At 34.4% G+C, this 17,555-nt stretch carries 12 protein-coding genes; 9 read left to right on the top strand and 3 right to left on the bottom strand.

Annotated features, from left to right (window positions below):
* Positions 1–8 precede the first annotated feature (8 nt).
* From gltB to carB, 6 genes are all read left to right on the top strand, one after another.
* Positions 9–4,490 carry a glutamate synthase large subunit gene (gltB, locus tag ACGHJ8_RS12490; RefSeq protein WP_390540678.1) on the top strand — a complete coding sequence of 1,494 codons (4,482 nt, stop codon included), beginning with the start codon at positions 9–11 and terminating at the stop codon, positions 4,488–4,490.
* An 11-nt stretch (positions 4,491–4,501) separates the two neighbouring features.
* Positions 4,502–5,956: a glutamate synthase subunit beta gene (locus ACGHJ8_RS12485; RefSeq protein WP_390540676.1), complete on the top strand. Its 1,455-nt coding sequence runs from the start codon at positions 4,502–4,504 to the stop codon at positions 5,954–5,956.
* Between the two features lie 18 nt (positions 5,957–5,974).
* Positions 5,975–7,213, top strand: coding sequence for an ammonium transporter (locus ACGHJ8_RS12480; RefSeq protein WP_390540674.1), 1,239 nt, complete (start codon positions 5,975–5,977; stop codon positions 7,211–7,213).
* Positions 7,214–7,226: 13 nt separating this feature from the next.
* Positions 7,227–7,574, top strand: a complete 348-nt coding sequence (locus ACGHJ8_RS12475) for a P-II family nitrogen regulator (RefSeq protein ID WP_191492689.1) — start codon at positions 7,227–7,229, stop codon at positions 7,572–7,574.
* Positions 7,575–7,799: 225 nt separating this feature from the next.
* Positions 7,800–8,879 (top strand): carbamoyl phosphate synthase small subunit, encoded by a 1,080-nt coding sequence (locus ACGHJ8_RS12470; RefSeq protein WP_390540672.1) that lies wholly within the window; start codon positions 7,800–7,802, stop codon positions 8,877–8,879.
* On the top strand, positions 8,872–12,066 hold the full coding sequence (gene carB, locus ACGHJ8_RS12465; RefSeq protein ID WP_390540670.1) for a carbamoyl-phosphate synthase large subunit: 3,195 nt from the start codon (positions 8,872–8,874) through the stop codon (positions 12,064–12,066). The genes ACGHJ8_RS12470 and carB overlap by 8 nt, the downstream gene beginning before the upstream one ends.
* Before the next feature lie 80 nt (positions 12,067–12,146).
* Here carB and ACGHJ8_RS12460 read toward each other — a convergent pair whose 3' ends face one another.
* The 3 genes from ACGHJ8_RS12460 to bilS all read right to left on the bottom strand — a co-directional run bounded on the left by ACGHJ8_RS12460 (position 12,147) and on the right by bilS (position 14,824).
* Entirely contained in the window at positions 12,147–13,382 is a 1,236-nt protein-coding gene (locus tag ACGHJ8_RS12460) for an MFS transporter (protein ID WP_390540668.1), read from the bottom strand.
* Entirely contained in the window at positions 13,372–14,226 is an 855-nt protein-coding gene (locus ACGHJ8_RS12455) for a zinc dependent phospholipase C family protein (RefSeq protein ID WP_390540666.1), read from the bottom strand. Before ACGHJ8_RS12455 ends, ACGHJ8_RS12460 begins: the two co-directional genes overlap by 11 nt.
* Before the next feature lie 106 nt (positions 14,227–14,332).
* The gene (gene bilS, locus ACGHJ8_RS12450; RefSeq protein ID WP_390540664.1) at positions 14,333–14,824 is read right to left on the bottom strand and encodes a flavodoxin family protein BilS; all 492 of its coding nucleotides are present in this window, start codon (positions 14,822–14,824) and stop codon (positions 14,333–14,335) included.
* 167 nt (positions 14,825–14,991) lie between these two features.
* Here bilS and ACGHJ8_RS12445 point away from each other — a divergent pair, with 167 nt between their 5' ends.
* The 3 genes from ACGHJ8_RS12445 to ACGHJ8_RS12435 are packed head-to-tail and all read left to right on the top strand — an operon-like array spanning position 14,992 to position 17,531.
* On the top strand, positions 14,992–15,885 hold the full coding sequence (locus ACGHJ8_RS12445; protein ID WP_390540662.1) for a D-alanyl-D-alanine carboxypeptidase family protein: 894 nt from the start codon (positions 14,992–14,994) through the stop codon (positions 15,883–15,885).
* An 11-nt stretch (positions 15,886–15,896) separates the two neighbouring features.
* Entirely contained in the window at positions 15,897–16,406 is a 510-nt protein-coding gene (locus ACGHJ8_RS12440) for a dUTP diphosphatase (protein WP_390540660.1), read from the top strand.
* Entirely contained in the window at positions 16,407–17,531 is a 1,125-nt protein-coding gene (locus ACGHJ8_RS12435; RefSeq protein ID WP_390540658.1) for a CapA family protein, read from the top strand.
* The last annotated feature ends 24 nt before the right edge of the window (positions 17,532–17,555 follow it).

Here is a 17,555-nt window from a genome sequence, read left to right as displayed (position 1 = left end):
ATGATTGGATGAAAGAATATAATCAGGGATTACATAATGTCAAAGAACATGATGCCTGTGGTATTGGAGCTGTTGTGCATATTGATGGTAGACAGGATTACCAGGTCGTCAATCAGGCATTAACTATTGTTGAAAAACTGGAACATCGTGCTGGAAAAGATGCCAGTGGAAAGGTAGGAGATGGTGTAGGAATCTTATTACAAATTTCACATCGTTTCTTTAGTAAAATTACCAGACAGCTTCATATAGCTTTGCCTCAACCTTATGATTATGCGGTGGGAATGTTTTTTTTACCACAAGATACACTGACAAGACAAAAAGCCATGAAAACGTTAGAGCGTATTGTCTTGAAACATCAGGCAACATTTTTGGGATGGCGTCAAGTTCCATGTCATGAAGATATTTTAGGACAAAAAGCCAAAGATTGTATGCCTTATATTATGCAATGCTTTATTGAAAAGCCTAAAACTTGTCAACAAAGAATGGACTTTGAAAGAGTTTTATATGTGATACGACGTGAATTTGAAAAATCTTCACCACAGACATATGTTGTTTCTTTATCTTCATCAACCATTGTTTACAAAGGTATGTTTCTTGTTCATCAGTTAAGACAGTTCTATGATGACTTGCAGGATCATGATTATCATAGTGCCATAGCATTGGTTCATTCACGATTTTCTACCAATACCAATCCAAGCTGGCAAAGGGCTCATCCTAATCGTATGATTGCCCATAATGGAGAAATTAATACGATTCGTGGCAATGCGAATCGTATGTTGGCTAGAGAAGAAACGCTCCATTCTCCTTATTTTCAAAAAGATATGGCCAAAATCTATCCGATTGTAGATGTTCGAGGTTCAGATTCAGCGATGTTAGATAATACTTTAGAATTCTTATATATGAATGGTATGCCATTGGCTAAAGCTATGATGTTGTTGATTCCAGAACCATGGAAACATACAGCTATGTCACAAGAGAAAAAGGATTTTTATCATTATTATGCGACAATGATGGAGCCATGGGATGGACCAGCAGCGATTTTATTTTCTGATGGTATTTTCATGGGTGCAACCTTAGATAGAAATGGGTTAAGGCCATCACGTTATTATATTTTAGATGATCAGACATTGATTTTATCATCAGAAGTTGGTGTTTTGGATATTGATGAAAGTCATATTGTCAAAAAATCACGTCTTCAGCCAGGAAAGATGTTATTGGTTGATACACAAAAACAACAATTAATTGAAGATGATATCTGTAAAATGAGTTATGCGAAAGAACATCCTTATGGAGAATGGCTGGATTATTATTTATTACATTTAAAAGACTTACCAGCACCAGATAAGAAATCACATATTCATAGTCAAAGTGATCGCGATATCTTATATAAGATTTTTAGTTATACATATGAAGATGTCAAAGATATGATTTTACCTATGGCTAAAAATGGAATTGAACCAACTGCATCAATGGGAACTGATATTCCTCTTGCAATGTTGAGTCAAAAACATCCCACATTATTCCATTATTTTAAACAACAGTTTGCTCAAGTGACCAATCCACCGATTGATTCTTTAAGAGAAGAAGTGGTTGTAGATACAACAGTCTATTTAGGTTCAGATGGAAATTTATTGCAGGACCAGTCTGATAACTGTCAGGTACTCGAAATCAATAATCCAATCTTAGATAGTCGTGATATGGATAAACTGAAACAGTTAAATCGTAATGGTTTCCATAGTCAGGTTATTTCTTTATTGTATTATAAAGGTATTTCCTTAACAGAGGCTTTGAATCAATTATTCCTTGATTGTGATAAGGCTTATCGTCAAGGAGTCAATATCTTAATTCTTTCTGATAAAGGTGTAGATGATAACCATCTGGTTATTCCTTCATTGTTAGCTGTATCAGCTGTCGAAAGTCATCTGGTTAAAACAAAAAAGAAAACAGCCATGTCCATTGTCTTAGAAAGTGGGGAACCGCGAGATGTTCATCAGTTTGCCTGTCTATTAGGTTTTGGAGCGACAGCTATTTATCCTTATTTAGCTCATGAATGCATTATTGAAATGATACAGCTGAATATGTTAGATAAGGAAGAAAATAAAGCTATTGAAGATTATAATCATGCGATTTTAAAAGGAATTGTGAAGATTGCAGCGAAAATGGGTATTTCTACATTGCAATCTTATCAGTCTGCACAAATCTTTGAAGTCGTTGGTTTAAAAGAAGATGTTATGGACAATTATTTTCCAAACACTGTTTATCGTGTGGGTGAAAAAGGTTTAACTGATATTGAAGATGATATCCATTATTATCATGATCATGCTTTTGATCCATTAGGATTAAAGACGGATACATCATTAAAAAGCTTAGGTTTTCATAAATTCAGACGTGGACCACAAAGTGAAGTGCATATGTACAGTCCTGAAACCATTGTTTTACTTCAAAGAGCCACACAAACAAATGATTATCAGTTGTTTAAAGAATATTCTCATCAGTTAGAAAGCCAGCCATTTGCTGTACGTCATTTATTAGAATTTGATATGACACAACGACAAGCTATACCTCTTGAAGAAGTTGAAAGTGTTGATAATATTGTCAAACGTTTTAAAACGGGAGCGATGTCTTATGGTTCTATTTCTAAGGAAGCACATGAATGCTTAGCGATTGCGATGAATCGTTTAGGAGGAAAATCAAATTCTGGAGAAGGTGGAGAAAATCCAGAAAGATTATACACAGAAGCCAATAGTGCCATTAAACAGGTGGCGAGTGGTCGTTTTGGTGTCACAAGTGAATATCTGGTGAGTGCTAAAGAAATTCAAATTAAAATGGCTCAAGGGGCAAAACCAGGTGAAGGAGGACATTTACCAGGACAGAAAGTTTATCCTTGGATTGCTAAAACACGTTATTCAACACCAGGAGTCACTTTGATTTCACCACCACCACATCATGATATTTACTCTATTGAAGATTTAGCACAATTAATTTATGACTTAAAAAATGCGAATCGTGATGCCCGTATTTCTGTGAAACTTGTTTCAGAATCAGGTGTTGGAACGATTGCTTCAGGTGTTGCGAAAGCGGGAGCGCAAGTTATTCTGATTTCAGGTTATGATGGAGGAACAGGGGCAGCTCCACAAAGTTCCATTCATTATGCCGGATTACCTTGGGAATTAGGACTCGCAGAAGCTCATCAGAGTTTAATTGAAAATGATTTAAGAACTCGTGTTGTTTTAGAAACAGATGGAAAATTAATGACAGGTAGAGATGTCGCTGTGGCTGCATTATTAGGTGCAGAGGAATTTGGCTTTGCGACAGCACCATTAGTGACAATGGGCTGTGTGATGATGCGTGTCTGCAATCTTGATACTTGTCCAGCAGGTATTGCAACCCAAAATAAGGAGCTAAGAAAACGTTTTGCAGGAAAACCAGAATATGTTATGAATTTTATGAAATTTATTGCTCAAGAATTGCGTGAAATTATGGCACAGCTAGGCTTCCATAGTGTTGATGAAATGGTAGGACATATGGAAGTATTGAAAGTGAAACCAGAATATCAGAAATTAAAATCATTCTTTGACAAAAAGAATCTTCATGTTCATTTTCAAAAAGAAGATACTTTCGATTTCCATTTGGAAGACAGTCAGGATTTGAAAGTCTTGTTGCCAAAATTTTTATCTGCTCTAGATAGTCATCAACCTCATCAGGAAACAATACATATATCTAGTTTAGATCGTAGTTTAGGAACATTGCTGGGAAGTGAAATCACCAAACGTTTTCAAAATCATCTGCAAGATGATACTTATCAAATCCATTGTCTTGGTGGGGCAGGACAATCCTTTGGTGCTTTTATCCCCAAAGGTTTAACAATGCGTGTTGAAGGTGATGCCAATGATTATTTTGGAAAAGGTTTATCAGGTGGAAAACTGATTATTCATCCTTCTTCAAATGCTCAGTTTGTGGCTCAAGATAATGTGATTATCGGTAATGTAGCTCTCTATGGCGCAACATCAGGAGAAGCTTATATTGCTGGACGTGCAGGTGAACGTTTCGCTGTGCGTAATTCAGGAGCAATTGCTGTAGTTGAAGGCTGTGGGGATCATGGACTAGAATATATGACAGGTGGAAAAGTTGTTGTCTTAGGCAAAACAGGAAAGAACTTTGCGGCAGGAATGAGCGGAGGGATCGCTTATGTCTTAGATAAAGATCATGATTTATATTTACGCTTAAATAAAGAATTAGTGACAATGCAGGAAGTGAAACAACATAAAGATATTGAAGAATTAAAAACATTACTACAAAAACATGTGGATTATACAGGTTCACTACTGGCTAAAGATATATTAGAAAACTATGAAGCATGGCTACCTCATTTTAAAAAGATTGTGCCTGTCAATTATGCACATATGTTAGAAAATATAGAAAAATTTGAAAAACAAGGCTATGCACATGATGAAGCTACACTCATGGCTTTTAAGGAAGTTCATCAATAGGAGGGTTATATATGGGAAAAGCAACAGGATTTTTAGAGTTTGATAGAGAAGATAATTTCACTCAATCACCAGAAACAAGAATTGCTGGTTTTCAGGAATTTCATATTCCTCTTGTGAATGAAAAACGTCGTCAGCAGGGAGCGCGTTGTATGAATTGTGGTGTCCCATTTTGTCAATCTGCGATTGAAATCAATCATATGGTCACAGGTTGTCCTTTACATAATCTGATTCCAGAATGGAACGATGAAATCTATCATCATAATGATGAACGTGCCCTTTCACGTCTGTTAAAAACCAATCCTTTTCCAGAATTTACCGGACGTGTCTGTCCTGCATTATGTGAAAAAGCTTGTGTATGTGGTATTCATGATGATCCAGTCACAATCAAAGATAATGAATTGTTTATTATTGAAAAAGCTTATCAGAATCAATCGATGAAAGCTGAAAAATCATCTGTATGTTCATTTAAAAAAGTTGCTATTGTAGGAAGTGGTCCAGCAGGATTGACAGTGGCTTATAAGTTGAATCAACGTGGACATCAAGTGAGTGTTTTTGAAAAAGATGATCGTTTAGGAGGATTACTGATGTATGGGATTCCTCAAATGAAATTGGAAAAACAAATTATTGAACGTCGTATTCAATTGATGAAAGAAGAAGGTATTCAGTTCTATACAAATGTTCATGTTGGAAAAGATTTGACAAAAGAAGAATTGCTGCAGGATTATGATGCGATTGTATTATGTTGTGGAGCTAAAAAAGCTCGTGATTTAAATGTATCAGGTAGAGAAGCCAAAGGTATATATTTTGCAGTGGATTTTTTAAAAAGCACAACACAGGATATATTGAATCAAACTTCTTTTCGTATTGATGCCAAAGAAAAGCATGTCGTTGTTGTAGGAGGTGGAGATACGGGTAATGACTGTGTTGGAACATGTATTAGACAAGGATGTGCATCAGTTACACAGCTGGAAATGATGCCCTCTCCGCCTCATCAAAATACACGTCCATGGCCAATGTGGCCAGATGGATTGAAGACAGACTATGGACAGGAGGAAAGTCAGGTTGTTTTTAAGAAAGATCCACGTGTTTATGCAACAACAATTAAAGAATGTATTGAAGAAGATGGACAACTCAAAGCTGTCAAAACGATTCAGGGGAGAATGGTTGATGGTCAATGGGTTGAAAAAGAAGATAGCGAAAAAATGCTGAAGGCAGATTTGTTGCTGATTGCAGCAGGATTTGTAGGTATTGAAGATGATATTAAAGAGCAGTTTGATTTATCTGTGAATCAACGTCAGGTTGTCATGACAATGCCAAAGAGCTATGCGACAAAGGAAGAGAAGATTTTCGTTGCAGGGGATATGCATCGCGGTCAATCTCTTGTTGTCTGGGCTATTGCGGAAGGAAATGAATGCGCCAAAGAAGTGGATCGATATTTAATGGGATATAGTTATATGAATGAATAGAGTTAGGGGGTCTATAATATGAATTCAGGGGATATTGGTTTTATGTTGATATGCAGTGCTCTGGTGTTGCTGATGACACCAGGACTTGCTTTCTTTTATGGGGGACTTGTTCGCCGTAAAAATGTTGTTAATACAATGATGACATCTGTTTTTGTCATTGGTATTGCAGCTATTATGTGGGCATTATTTGGATACTCACTGGCTTTTGGAAATGATCATTTTGGAATTATTGGAGATTTCAGCTGGTTAGGTTTACAGGGCATTGAAGGAAGTACAACAGATTATGTTTCTACAATTCCTCATTTAGAATTTTCAATTTTTCAAATGATGTTTGCAATCATTACACCGGCTTTAATAACGGGGGCAGTTGCTGGTCGTATGAAATTTAAAGCTTTGTTTTTGTTTATTATTCTTTGGTCAGTCATTGTTTATTATCCAATGGCTCACATGGTCTGGGGACTTGGTGGCTTTCTGGCTAAAATTGGTTCGGTAGACTTTGCTGGTGGAAATGTTGTCCATATCAGTTCTGGTGTCAGTGCATTAGTTTTATGTATTGTACTAGGAAAACGCAAAGACTATTTACGCGTACAATATCATGTTCATAACATTCCATTTGTTGTCTTGGGAGCCAGTTTACTGTTGTTTGGATGGTTTGGTTTTAATGCTGGCAGTGCCTTACAGGCTAATGAATTAGCTGTACATGCCTTTATAACAACAGGTTTATCAGCAGCAGCTGGAATGCTGTCATGGATGGGTATGGATGTATGGATGAGTGGAAAACCAACACTGGTAGGAAGTGTAACAGGTATGGTTGTGGGTCTTGTTGCCATTACCCCGGGAGCAGGATTTGTTCCTATTTGGGCATCAATCATTATTGGGCTTGTTGGAAGTCCTATTTGTTATCTGATGATTTCTAAAGTGAAACAGAAATTGGGCTATGATGATGCTTTGGATGCTTTTGGATGTCATGGTATTGGCGGTATCTGGGGTGGTATTGCGACTGGATTGTTTACACAAACGTCTATTAACGATGTTGCCAGATGGAATGGTTTGTTCTTTGGAGATACACAATTATTCATAGCACAAATCATCAGTATCGTTGTTACGATTGCTGTGGCTATTATTGGAACGCTTATTTGTATAGCCATTGTTAGATGCTTCACAACCCTTCGTGTTTCTAAACAGGAAGAACAAAAAGGATTGGATATTTCTGAACATCAGGAAAATGCATATCCATCTTTTAATGGATTGGATTAGGAGGATAGCGAATATGATCAAAATTGAAGCCATTGTGAGAGAAGAAAAATATGAAGAAGTGAAAGAAGCACTTGCTCGTATTCATGTGAATGGTATGACAGTTTCTCAGGTAATGGGATGTGGCACACAGCATGGCTATACAGAGTATGTTCGTGGGCAGGAAGTTGAAGTCAATATGTTGCCAAAGATTAAATTTGAAATTGTTGTCAGCAGTGAAGAATGGGCTGAAAAAACAATTGAAGCGATTTGTCAGGCGGCTTATACTGGAGAAGTAGGAGATGGTAAGATTTTTACTTATAAGCTTGATAATGCTATGAAAATTCGTACACGTGAAACGGGCGAAAAAGCAATTAATGAGTAATGATTAATAATTTAAAATTATGATAATAAAAAATTATGAAAAAATATCTTGATAATTATGTTAAATTTGACTATACTATACAAGAATAAATAGAAAGGAATGAGAATTATGGTGGGAAAACAAGTTATGGATACAACGATTGTTAGAACATCTTTTTCTCATTTTTTATATTTCTAAAAACATATCTTTTATGGATATGTTTTTTTATGATATAAGGAGGTAACAATGAAAGCATATTTGATATTAGAAGATGGACATGTCTTTGAAGGTGAACATTTTGGTGGTCATAAGGAAGTCATTAGTGAGTTTGTCTTTAATACATCTATGACAGGATATCTGGAAGTCTTGACAGATCCTTCATATGCTGGACAAAGTGTTGTAATGACATATCCATTGATTGGAAATTACGGTGTTTGTTTGGAAGATCAGGAATCAAGACAACCATACGTAGAAGGTTTTGTTGTGAATGAACTGGCAAGATTAGGCAGTCATTTTAGAAAGAATATGGATTTAGAAGAATATTTAAAACAGCATGATATTGTAGGTATTCAAGGTGTTGATACACGTTATATTACAAAGTTAATCAGAAATAAAGGTTGTATGAATGGTTTGATTACAACACATCACTATGATGATTTAAGTGATGTTTTAAAACGAATTCATGAGTATAAAGTTTCTGGTGTTGTGAAACAAACAACATGCTGTGAACCTTATGTTTTAGGAAAGGGTGCATATAAAGTCGCTTTATATGATTTTGGAGCAAAGCAAAATATTGCCAGAGAACTAGTCAAAAGAAATTGTGAAGTGACAGTTTTCCCAGCTGATACACCAGCAAAGACCATTTTAGAAGGACACTTTGATGGAATTATGCTTTCAAATGGTCCTGGTGATCCTGAAGAATGTGTAGATATTATTGAAAATATGAAGATTTTAAGTCAAAGTGGTTTGCCTATTTTTGCTATCTGTTTAGGACATCAGTTAATGGCTTTAGCACATGGTTTTCAAACAGAAAAGATGGTTTACGGTCATCATGGTGCCAACCACCCAGTTAAGGATTTGAAAACAAATCGTGTTTATATTTCAACACAAAATCATAATTATGTTGTCAAAGAAGAATCATTGGATAACCAAATGGCAAAAATGTGGTTCCAGAATGTCAATGATGGAACATTGGAAGGCATTGAATATTTACAGGAACCTATTAAAACAGTGCAGTTCCATCCAGAAGCATGTGCTGGACCATTAGATACATCATATTTATTTGACGAATTTATCAAAATGATGGGAGGAAATCAAAATGCCTAGAAATCATGATATTCAAAAAGTATTAGTGATTGGGTCTGGACCAATTATCATTGGGCAGGCAGCAGAGTTTGACTATGCTGGAACACAGGCTTGTAGAGCCTTGAAAGAAGAAGGAATAGAAGTTGTCCTTATTAATTCTAACCCAGCCACAATCATGACAGATAAAGATATTGCTGATAAGGTTTATATAGAACCATTAACTGTACCAGTTGTGAAACATTTAATTGAAGTTGAAAAACCAGATAGCATTTTACCGACACTTGGGGGACAAAATGCTTTAAATATTGCGATGGCTTTAGCTGATGAAGGATTTTTAGACAAACATCATGTGCGTACTATTGGAACTTCAACAGATACAATCAAACTGGCTGAAGATCGCTTAGAGTTTAAAACATTAATGGAAAAGATTGGAGAACCATGTGCAGCATCAATTGTTGTAAATCATGTAGATGAAGCCATTGAGTTTGCAAATAAAATTGGTTATCCAGTTGTTATTAGACCAGCATATACATTAGGAGGAACAGGTGGTGGAATTGCCAATAATGAAGAAGAATTACATCATATTTGTTCTAATGGATTGCGTTTATCACGTGTGAGTCAGTGCCTCATTGAAAAAAGTATTGCAGGATGGAAAGAAATTGAATATGAAGTGATGCGTGATGGACATGGCAACTGTATTACAGTATGTAATATGGAAAATTTAGATCCAGTTGGTGTACATACAGGAGATAGTATTGTTGTGGCACCAAGTCAGACTTTATCTGATAAAGAATATCAGATGTTAAGAAGTTCTGCTTTAAATATTATTACAGCACTTAATATTCAAGGTGGATGTAATGTGCAGTATGCTTTAAATCCTGATAGTTTTGAATATTGTGTTATTGAAGTCAACCCACGTGTTTCACGTTCTTCAGCTTTAGCTTCAAAAGCAACAGGCTATCCAATCGCCAAACTGGCTGCTAAAATTGCTTTAGGATATACATTGGATGAAATTAAAAATGCAGTTACTGGAAAAACATATGCTTCTTATGAACCGACGTTAGATTATATTGTTTGTAAGATTCCAAAATGGCCATTCGATAAATTTGTTGGGGCATCTAGAAAACTAGGAACACAGATGAAAGCCACAGGAGAAGTCATGAGTATTGCTCATAATTTTGAAGGGGCTTTTATGAAAGCTTTACGTTCTTTGGAACAAAATGTTTATGATTTACATATTCCTGAAGTTGATGGGTTATCATTAGATGAATTAAGAGTGAAATTAAAAGATGTTGATGATCATCGTATCTTTGTAGTGGCAGAAGCTTTAAGACAAGGAATGAGTGAACAGGAAATTCATGATATAACACGTATTGATTGCTGGTTTATTGATAAAATCAAACATTTAACAGAAGTCGAAAAACAATTAAAAACAGAACCACTGACTGTTGAATTATTAAAACTTGCGAAAAGATTAGAATTTCCAGATCAAATTATTGCTAAGTATACAAATCATACAACTCAAGATATTCATCAAATGAGATTAGATCATCATATCGAAGCTGTTTATAAAACGGTAGATACATGTGCAGCTGAATTTGATGCAACAACACCTTATTATTATTCTGTATATGGAGAACATAATGAAGTTGATCCTCGTGATGATAAAAAGAAAATTATGGTTTTAGGTTCAGGACCAATCCGTATTGGACAAGGGATAGAGTTTGATTATTGTTCTGTTCATTGTGTCTGGGCGTTAAAGGAAGCTGGCTATGATACAATTATTGTGAATAATAATCCAGAAACAGTATCAACTGACTTTGATATAGCTGATCGTCTGTATTTTGAACCATTGACACCTGAAGATGTAGAAAGTATTGTGCGTTTAGAAAAACCAGATGGTGCCATTGTACAATTTGGTGGACAAACAGCCATCAAGCTTACAAAAGCCTTAATGGAAATGGGAGTTCCTATTTTAGGAACATCAGCTGATAACGTTGATGCAGCAGAAGACCGTGAAAGATTTGATGAAATCTTACAGCGTTGTGATATAGATCGTCCTAGAGGTTCAACAGTTTTCACAACAGAAGAAGCTTTAGAGGTTGCTAATCGTTTAGGATATCCAGTGCTTGTCAGACCATCATATGTCTTAGGTGGAGCAGGTATGGAAATAGCGTTAAATGATGGTGACATCAAGAAATTTATGGAAATCATCAATCGTCAATATCAGGAACATCCTATCTTGATTGATAAATATTTATCTGGTAAAGAAGTTGAAGTCGATGCTATCTGTGATGAACATGGTGTATTGATTCCAGGTATCATGGAACACGTCGAACGTGCAGGAGTGCATAGTGGAGATAGTATCTCAGTATATCCACCACAAAAGATTAAACAGGAAATTAAAGATGTGATTGTGGATTATACACAAAGACTAGCAAAAGCGTTACATGTCATTGGATTGATTAACATTCAATTTATTGTTTATGAAGATCAAGTCTATGTTATTGAAGTGAACCCACGTTCTTCACGTACTATTCCTTATATTTCTAAGGTTACTGATATTCCTGTGGTAGATGTCGCAACACATGTCATTATGGGAAAAACAATCAAGGAACAAGGATATGAATATGGATTGGCTAAAGAAAAAGAAACAGTGGCTATTAAGATGCCAGTCTTCTCATTTGAAAAGATTACTGGTGCAGAAATCAGCTTAGGCCCTGAAATGAAATCTACAGGAGAAGTTTTAGGTGTGTCTAAAGACTTTGATGAAGCCATTTATAAAGCATTTATTGCGACAGGTATTGATTTACCAAAGAAAAAGAATATTATCTGTACGATTAAAGATAGTGCCAAAGAAGAATTCTTACCAATTGCAAAACAATATCATCAATTTGGCTATGACATTTATGCAACAATTGGAACATTTACGTATCTTATTGAACATGGAATTCCTGCTCATCTTGTCAATTACATTGCTGATAAGAAAAATACAATCTTTGATTTAATGTTAACTGATACAGTTGATTTAATCATTGATATACCAACAAGAAACAATAATTTAAAAGATGGATTTATGATTCGTCGCTTTGCGGTAGAAGCAGGTATTCCAATTTATACATCATTGGATACAGCCCAAGCATTAATCAATTGTCTTGAAAAAAGACATCAAGGAAATACATCACTTATTGATATTACAAAAATTTAATAAAAGAAAAATGGGTGTCATATTTTGGTGACATCCGTTTTTATCTGTAATAAAAAAGACTCCATATAAAGAGTCTAAAATTATTGATGCAATTTTTCTGTTTTTTTGAAGAATACAAAACCAATGAAGAACATGATAGCTAATGAACCTACACCTATATTCATCATACCTGTAACTTGAGAAATAAGGGAAACAAGAGTTGTTCCCATAAAAGAAGCACCTTTTCCACAAATATCATATAAACCAAAATATTCACCAGAACGATTGGCTGGAATGATTTTAGCATAATAAGAACGTGATAATGATTGAATGGCTCCTTGAAAGATTCCAACACCAACAGCTAAAATCCAGAATTGATATTGTTGTTGGAGAGTGATTCCATATAATGCAATAAGGAAATAAGCAAAGATACATATTTTGATGAGTTTTGTATTTTCAATAGAAGAACTTAATTTTCCAAAGATTAAAGCAGCTGGAAACGCCACAATTTGAGTCAATAATAAAGCAAGTAATAAACCTGTTGTATCTAATCCTAAAGCTGTTCCATAGGCCGTAGCCATATCAATGATTGTATAAACACCATCAATATAAAAGAAGAAAGCTATTAAAAAGAATAAGACCTTTGGATTGTTTTTTAATTCTATAAAGATATTTTTTAAACGTACAAAACTCGCTTGAACATAGTGACTTTCTTTTTCTAAATAATAAGTCTGATGATACCCTTGAAGTAATGGAATTGATAACAACAACCACCATAAAGCAATCAAAAGAAAACAAATACTCATAGCTGTTTCCATTGTTAATGAAAGTTTTTCATAGAATAATACAAGGGCTAAGCTGGCTATAAAAGGTATACAGCTCCCAATGTATCCCCAGGCATATCCTTTGGCAGAAACATTATCCATACGTTCTGGAGTTGTAATATCTATAAGCATAGAATCATAAAAAACCAGACTTAATGAATAAGCAGATTTTGCAATCACAAATAAACATAAAAACCATAACCAGGATGAAGTAAATCCAAGTAAAATACAACCCAATGCGCCAATGAGTAAAGCAACCATGAAAAGCTTCTTTTTCCAACCTTTAAAGTCAGAAGCTGTTCCTAATATAGGACCAAGAATAGCTGTAATGATTGTGGCTATAGATGTTGCATACCCCCAAAAAGCTAAATAGTTTGTTTCAGAAATATGTGCACTGTCAGCTAAGAAATTAAAATAAATAGGCATAATTGTAGAAACAAGTAATGTAAAAGCAGAGTTTCCAATATCATACATAATCCACTTCTTTTCTAAAGATGTTGTTTTAGATGTCATATTCTTTCTCCTTTTCATACGATAATACTGGAATATTTTCCCAACCCTCTTGAGCACTGTAATGTGCTAAAAAATCATGACTGAGTGGTTCGTTTTTTGTTAAGTATGTATAATAATTTTCGCTGAGTTCAAGACAGTGTGGAATGGCTTTTTTCATTAATTTTTCTAAACGTAGATTACTATCTTTGCATGCTTCATGGTCTTTTTGATCCATCAACAATCCACGATAACCTTTATATTTACCTGAAATCAATAAAAAGACTTTCACTAATGTTCTGATGAATGGATTATGACTTGCTAGAAAACGATTATATGTTTTCATAGATTTTAATGTTGATAAAATCTGTTGAACACTAAATTGATTAAAAAAAGTTTGAATGACTTTGGCATTTTCCATAGTGGGATGTAAATGCTGAGTTAAATCTGTATATAATGGTTTTTGATGATTCTTAATCAATAAATATTTATCCATTTCACATTCAATTAAGGAATGTGAAACATGTGAAGCTTGCATTTTCTTTTCAATATAACTATGACATTCATAGTCCAATGCAAAATGAGCAATAAATCCTAGCATATAAGCTATTTTTGCTTCCTTATGACTTTTTTCTAAAATCACATGACGTGAACTTTCAAAGAAATCGTAAGCTTTCATTTGATGCATGGTACTTCCCCAACGGTTCATCTCGTTATGATGATAAATCTGATAATAGAAAAAAATATCCGGACCATGCAAACCTATTTCATAAAGATCAAGATGTTCTTGAATGATTTTTTGTAGATGGGGAGGATAGACTTTTTTCATTTCTTCCCCAAAACAGTAATGTGTATATATGGCTGGCATATATTTCCCCCTCCTAACGTGTATATCTTACCACAAAAATAGCAAAAGAATGTAAAAAATACATAAAATATTTGTTATGAAAAACATCATAGAGGACTATGATGTTTTATGAAATCATATCTAATTGTTGAATGAGTGATTGTAAATCTTGTTCATTGGGGTGTGATAAAGCTTTATCGAAATTGTCGATCATAGGTAAAAATCTTTCTGGTTGTTTTTGTGCCATTTGTTCATAACGTTGTCTGACACTCATAGGCATTTTTCCTTGACACATAAATTGCCCAACAATTTGATTATCATCAGCAATGTTTGTTTGTACACGTTTCAAAATACTATCAAAATATTCTTGACTACCACCAAAACCAGCAGTTCCAAATAAAAAGATTTTTTGATGATGAAGTTGTTTCAAATAATCTTGAATCGATTCATCACATGTTCCTTTATCCGTCCAGAATCCAACAAAGATATAATCTGCAGTTAAAGGAGCTTGAGCAGCTTTCCCATAATAACAACATTCACCATCTAAATGATTTTGAATAGCTTGAGCTAACATTTCTGTATTTCCCGTAGGACTTGAAAAAACAATACTATATTGCATAAGTTCATCTCCTCGTCTTTATCATAAAGATATTATAGGAATTTGTGTAAATAATGTCAAATTGAATTATTTTATAAAATATTAAGGACATTTTTGTAAGATTGGTTTATAATGATAGCCAAATGAGGGTATAGTGACATTATGAGAGATATTTCATGGAGGTTGTTATGAGAAAAATAATTGGATTTATCACTGTTTTTTTGATTTTGACTGGTTGTCAAGAAAAAGATCAGGAAGCACCAGTATTATTACTTAATAAATCTAGAGTACAGATTGCTTTGAATACATCTTTTGATTATTTGCAGTATGTTGAAAAGGCTTATGATCGTCAAGATGGGGATGTGACAGACCACATCAGTTATAACGAAATTGATACATCTAGCGTTGGAAAGAAGACTGTTCATTATAAAGTCACTGATCAGGCTGGAAATCAAAGTCAGAAAGATTTGATTGTAGATGTTGTAGAATATGTGGGAGATTTGATTAATCCTATTACTGCTAAGGCAGATATCGTAGAAAATCCAGATGATGTAACTGTTCTTGTCAACAAATTACATGAAATACCAAAAGGCTGGAAACCAGATGACTTAGAAGATGTCATTGATTGTCATCAACAGTTGCGTCATGAAGCTAACGAGGCATATACCAAATTTTATCAGGCAGCTAAAGCTAAAGGGATAGCCATTTATACGATTTCTGGTTATCGTGAACCTGAAACACAACAGCTTTACTGGGATAACTCAGTGAAAGTTTTTGGCGAAGAACATGCAATTCAGTATAATGCCTATCCACGCCGCAGTGAACATGAATTGGGACTTTGTGTAGATATATCTTATACAACCGAAGGTGATCGTTTAAGTGAAAAGGTTGCTGATAGTGCATTAGGAAAGTTTATCGAAAGCGATGCCTATAAATATGGTTTTATATTACGTTATCCTCAAGATAAAGTGCGTATCACGGGTTATAGTTATGAACCGTGGCATATTCGTTATGTCGGTGTTGATTTAGCAACCAAATTACATAACGAAAATATAACACTAGAAGAATATTATGAAGGTTAAGGAGTGTACATATGAAAACAGCAAAATTTTATAAAGTATCTTATCAACAATTTGAGGAAGCTTATTTGGATTATGATCCAAATGCTTCTAGGGAGCAGATTCAAAACATCTATGAATCTATTCAGCTACCAAAACGTGCGACAAAAGGCTCAGCTGGATATGATTTTTATACACCAGTAGATATTTGTTTGAAACCTCAAGAAACAATCAAGATTCCTACGGGAATTCGTTGTGAAATGAATGAAAGATGGGTTTTAATGATTTATCCAAGAAGTGGACTAGGATTTAAGTATCGTTTACAATTAAATAATACAGTAGGTGTGATTGATAGTGATTATTTTTATTCTGATAATGAAGGACATATCTTTATTAAGATGACAAATGATACAAATGAAAACAAAACAGTGGAAGTTTTAGCTGGACAGGGTGTTGCTCAAGGAATCTTTGTGCAGTATGGGATTGTGGAAGATGATGATGCCAGTGAAATACGTAATGGTGGATTTGGGAGTACGACAAAATAAATGAAAAAGATTCTTGTTTTTGTTGTACTGGCTATGATTATATATGGCTGCCAAAAGTCTGTACCAGAAAAGAAAACGAAAACTGAAGTGAAAGATGATATTGTTTCATTTGTTGCAGTTGGTGATAATTTAATGCATCAAAGATTGTTGGATGAAGCGAAAACAGAAAATGGATATGATTTTTCACCTTACTATACAAATATCAAACCCTATATTGAAAAGGCTGATATTGCTTTTGTGAATCAGGAAACGATCTTAGGTGGTGGAACACCTTCAGGTTATCCTTATTTTAATACACCTGATGAAATGGCAAAGAATTTACATGATGTGGGTTTTGATGTTGCGAATGGTTCTACAAATCATGCTTTAGATATGGGATACAAAGGAGTTCAACATTCTATTCAAGTTTTTCAGCAATATCAGGACATGACTTATATTGGTTTATATCAATCAAAAGATGAACGTATTCAAGTTGTGAAAAAGAATGGATTGCGTATTGCTTTTTTAACTTATAATCAGATGTTAAATACAACAGAAGATTATCCAGATTATTGTATTCATGATTTTAATGAAGAACAAATGAAAAAAGATGTAGAAAACGCCAGAGAAATCAGTGACATCATTATTGTTTCTTGTCATTGGGGTATAGAAAATGATACAGAACCTCAACCTTTTCAAAAGAAAAATGCAAAATTATTAGCTGATTTAGGTGTGGATATTGTGTTAGGAACACATACACATACTTTAGAACCGGTAGAGTGGATTGAAGGAAAAGATGGACATCAAACACTTGTTGCTTACAGTTTAGGTAATTTTATTAGTGGTATGTTAGAAGAAGAAACACAATTAGGTGGCATGTTATCTTGTGATTTTCGTAAAGATGGAAGTGCATGGAAGATTGAAAATGTCTGTTTGACACCTTTAATGAATCATTATGAAGCTTCTGATCCTCAAAATGTGGAAGATACCAGAGAAAGATTTACTGTTTATAGATTAAAAGATTACACAAATGATTTAGCTAAAAAACATGCTTTACAAGGATATAATGGTATAACAATTTCAAAAGAACGTATGCAAGAAAAGGTAAAAGAAAGAGTAGGAAGTCATATTCAAATTGATATGTAGGGAACAGAAATGTTCCCTTTTTTG

The sequence above is a fragment of the Massiliimicrobium timonense genome (assembly GCF_042850985.1).
Classification (GTDB): domain Bacteria; phylum Bacillota_I; class Bacilli_A; order Erysipelotrichales; family Coprobacillaceae; genus Allocoprobacillus.
The sequence above is the reverse complement of the archived record's forward strand: the minus strand, read 5'-3'. Positions and strand labels throughout refer to the sequence as shown.

Bases quoted from the DNA above. Each gene is read 5' to 3' on its own strand.
- gltB (WP_390540678.1), top strand. From the start codon at position 9: ATGAAAGAATATAATCAGGGATTACATAATGTCAAAGAACATGATGCC.
- ACGHJ8_RS12485 (WP_390540676.1), top strand. From the start codon at position 4,502: ATGGGAAAAGCAACAGGATTTTTAGAGTTTGATAGAGAAGATAATTTC.
- ACGHJ8_RS12480 (WP_390540674.1), top strand. From the start codon at position 5,975: ATGAATTCAGGGGATATTGGTTTTATGTTGATATGCAGTGCTCTGGTG.
- ACGHJ8_RS12475 (WP_191492689.1), top strand. From the start codon at position 7,227: ATGATCAAAATTGAAGCCATTGTGAGAGAAGAAAAATATGAAGAAGTG.
- ACGHJ8_RS12470 (WP_390540672.1), top strand. From the start codon at position 7,800: ATGAAAGCATATTTGATATTAGAAGATGGACATGTCTTTGAAGGTGAA.
- carB (WP_390540670.1), top strand. From the start codon at position 8,872: ATGCCTAGAAATCATGATATTCAAAAAGTATTAGTGATTGGGTCTGGA.
- ACGHJ8_RS12460 (WP_390540668.1), bottom strand. From the start codon at position 13,382: ATGACATCTAAAACAACATCTTTAGAAAAGAAGTGGATTATGTATGAT.
- ACGHJ8_RS12455 (WP_390540666.1), bottom strand. From the start codon at position 14,226: ATGCCAGCCATATATACACATTACTGTTTTGGGGAAGAAATGAAAAAA.
- bilS (WP_390540664.1), bottom strand. From the start codon at position 14,824: ATGCAATATAGTATTGTTTTTTCAAGTCCTACGGGAAATACAGAAATG.
- ACGHJ8_RS12445 (WP_390540662.1), top strand. From the start codon at position 14,992: ATGAGAAAAATAATTGGATTTATCACTGTTTTTTTGATTTTGACTGGT.
- ACGHJ8_RS12440 (WP_390540660.1), top strand. From the start codon at position 15,897: ATGAAAACAGCAAAATTTTATAAAGTATCTTATCAACAATTTGAGGAA.
- ACGHJ8_RS12435 (WP_390540658.1), top strand. From the start codon at position 16,407: ATGAAAAAGATTCTTGTTTTTGTTGTACTGGCTATGATTATATATGGC.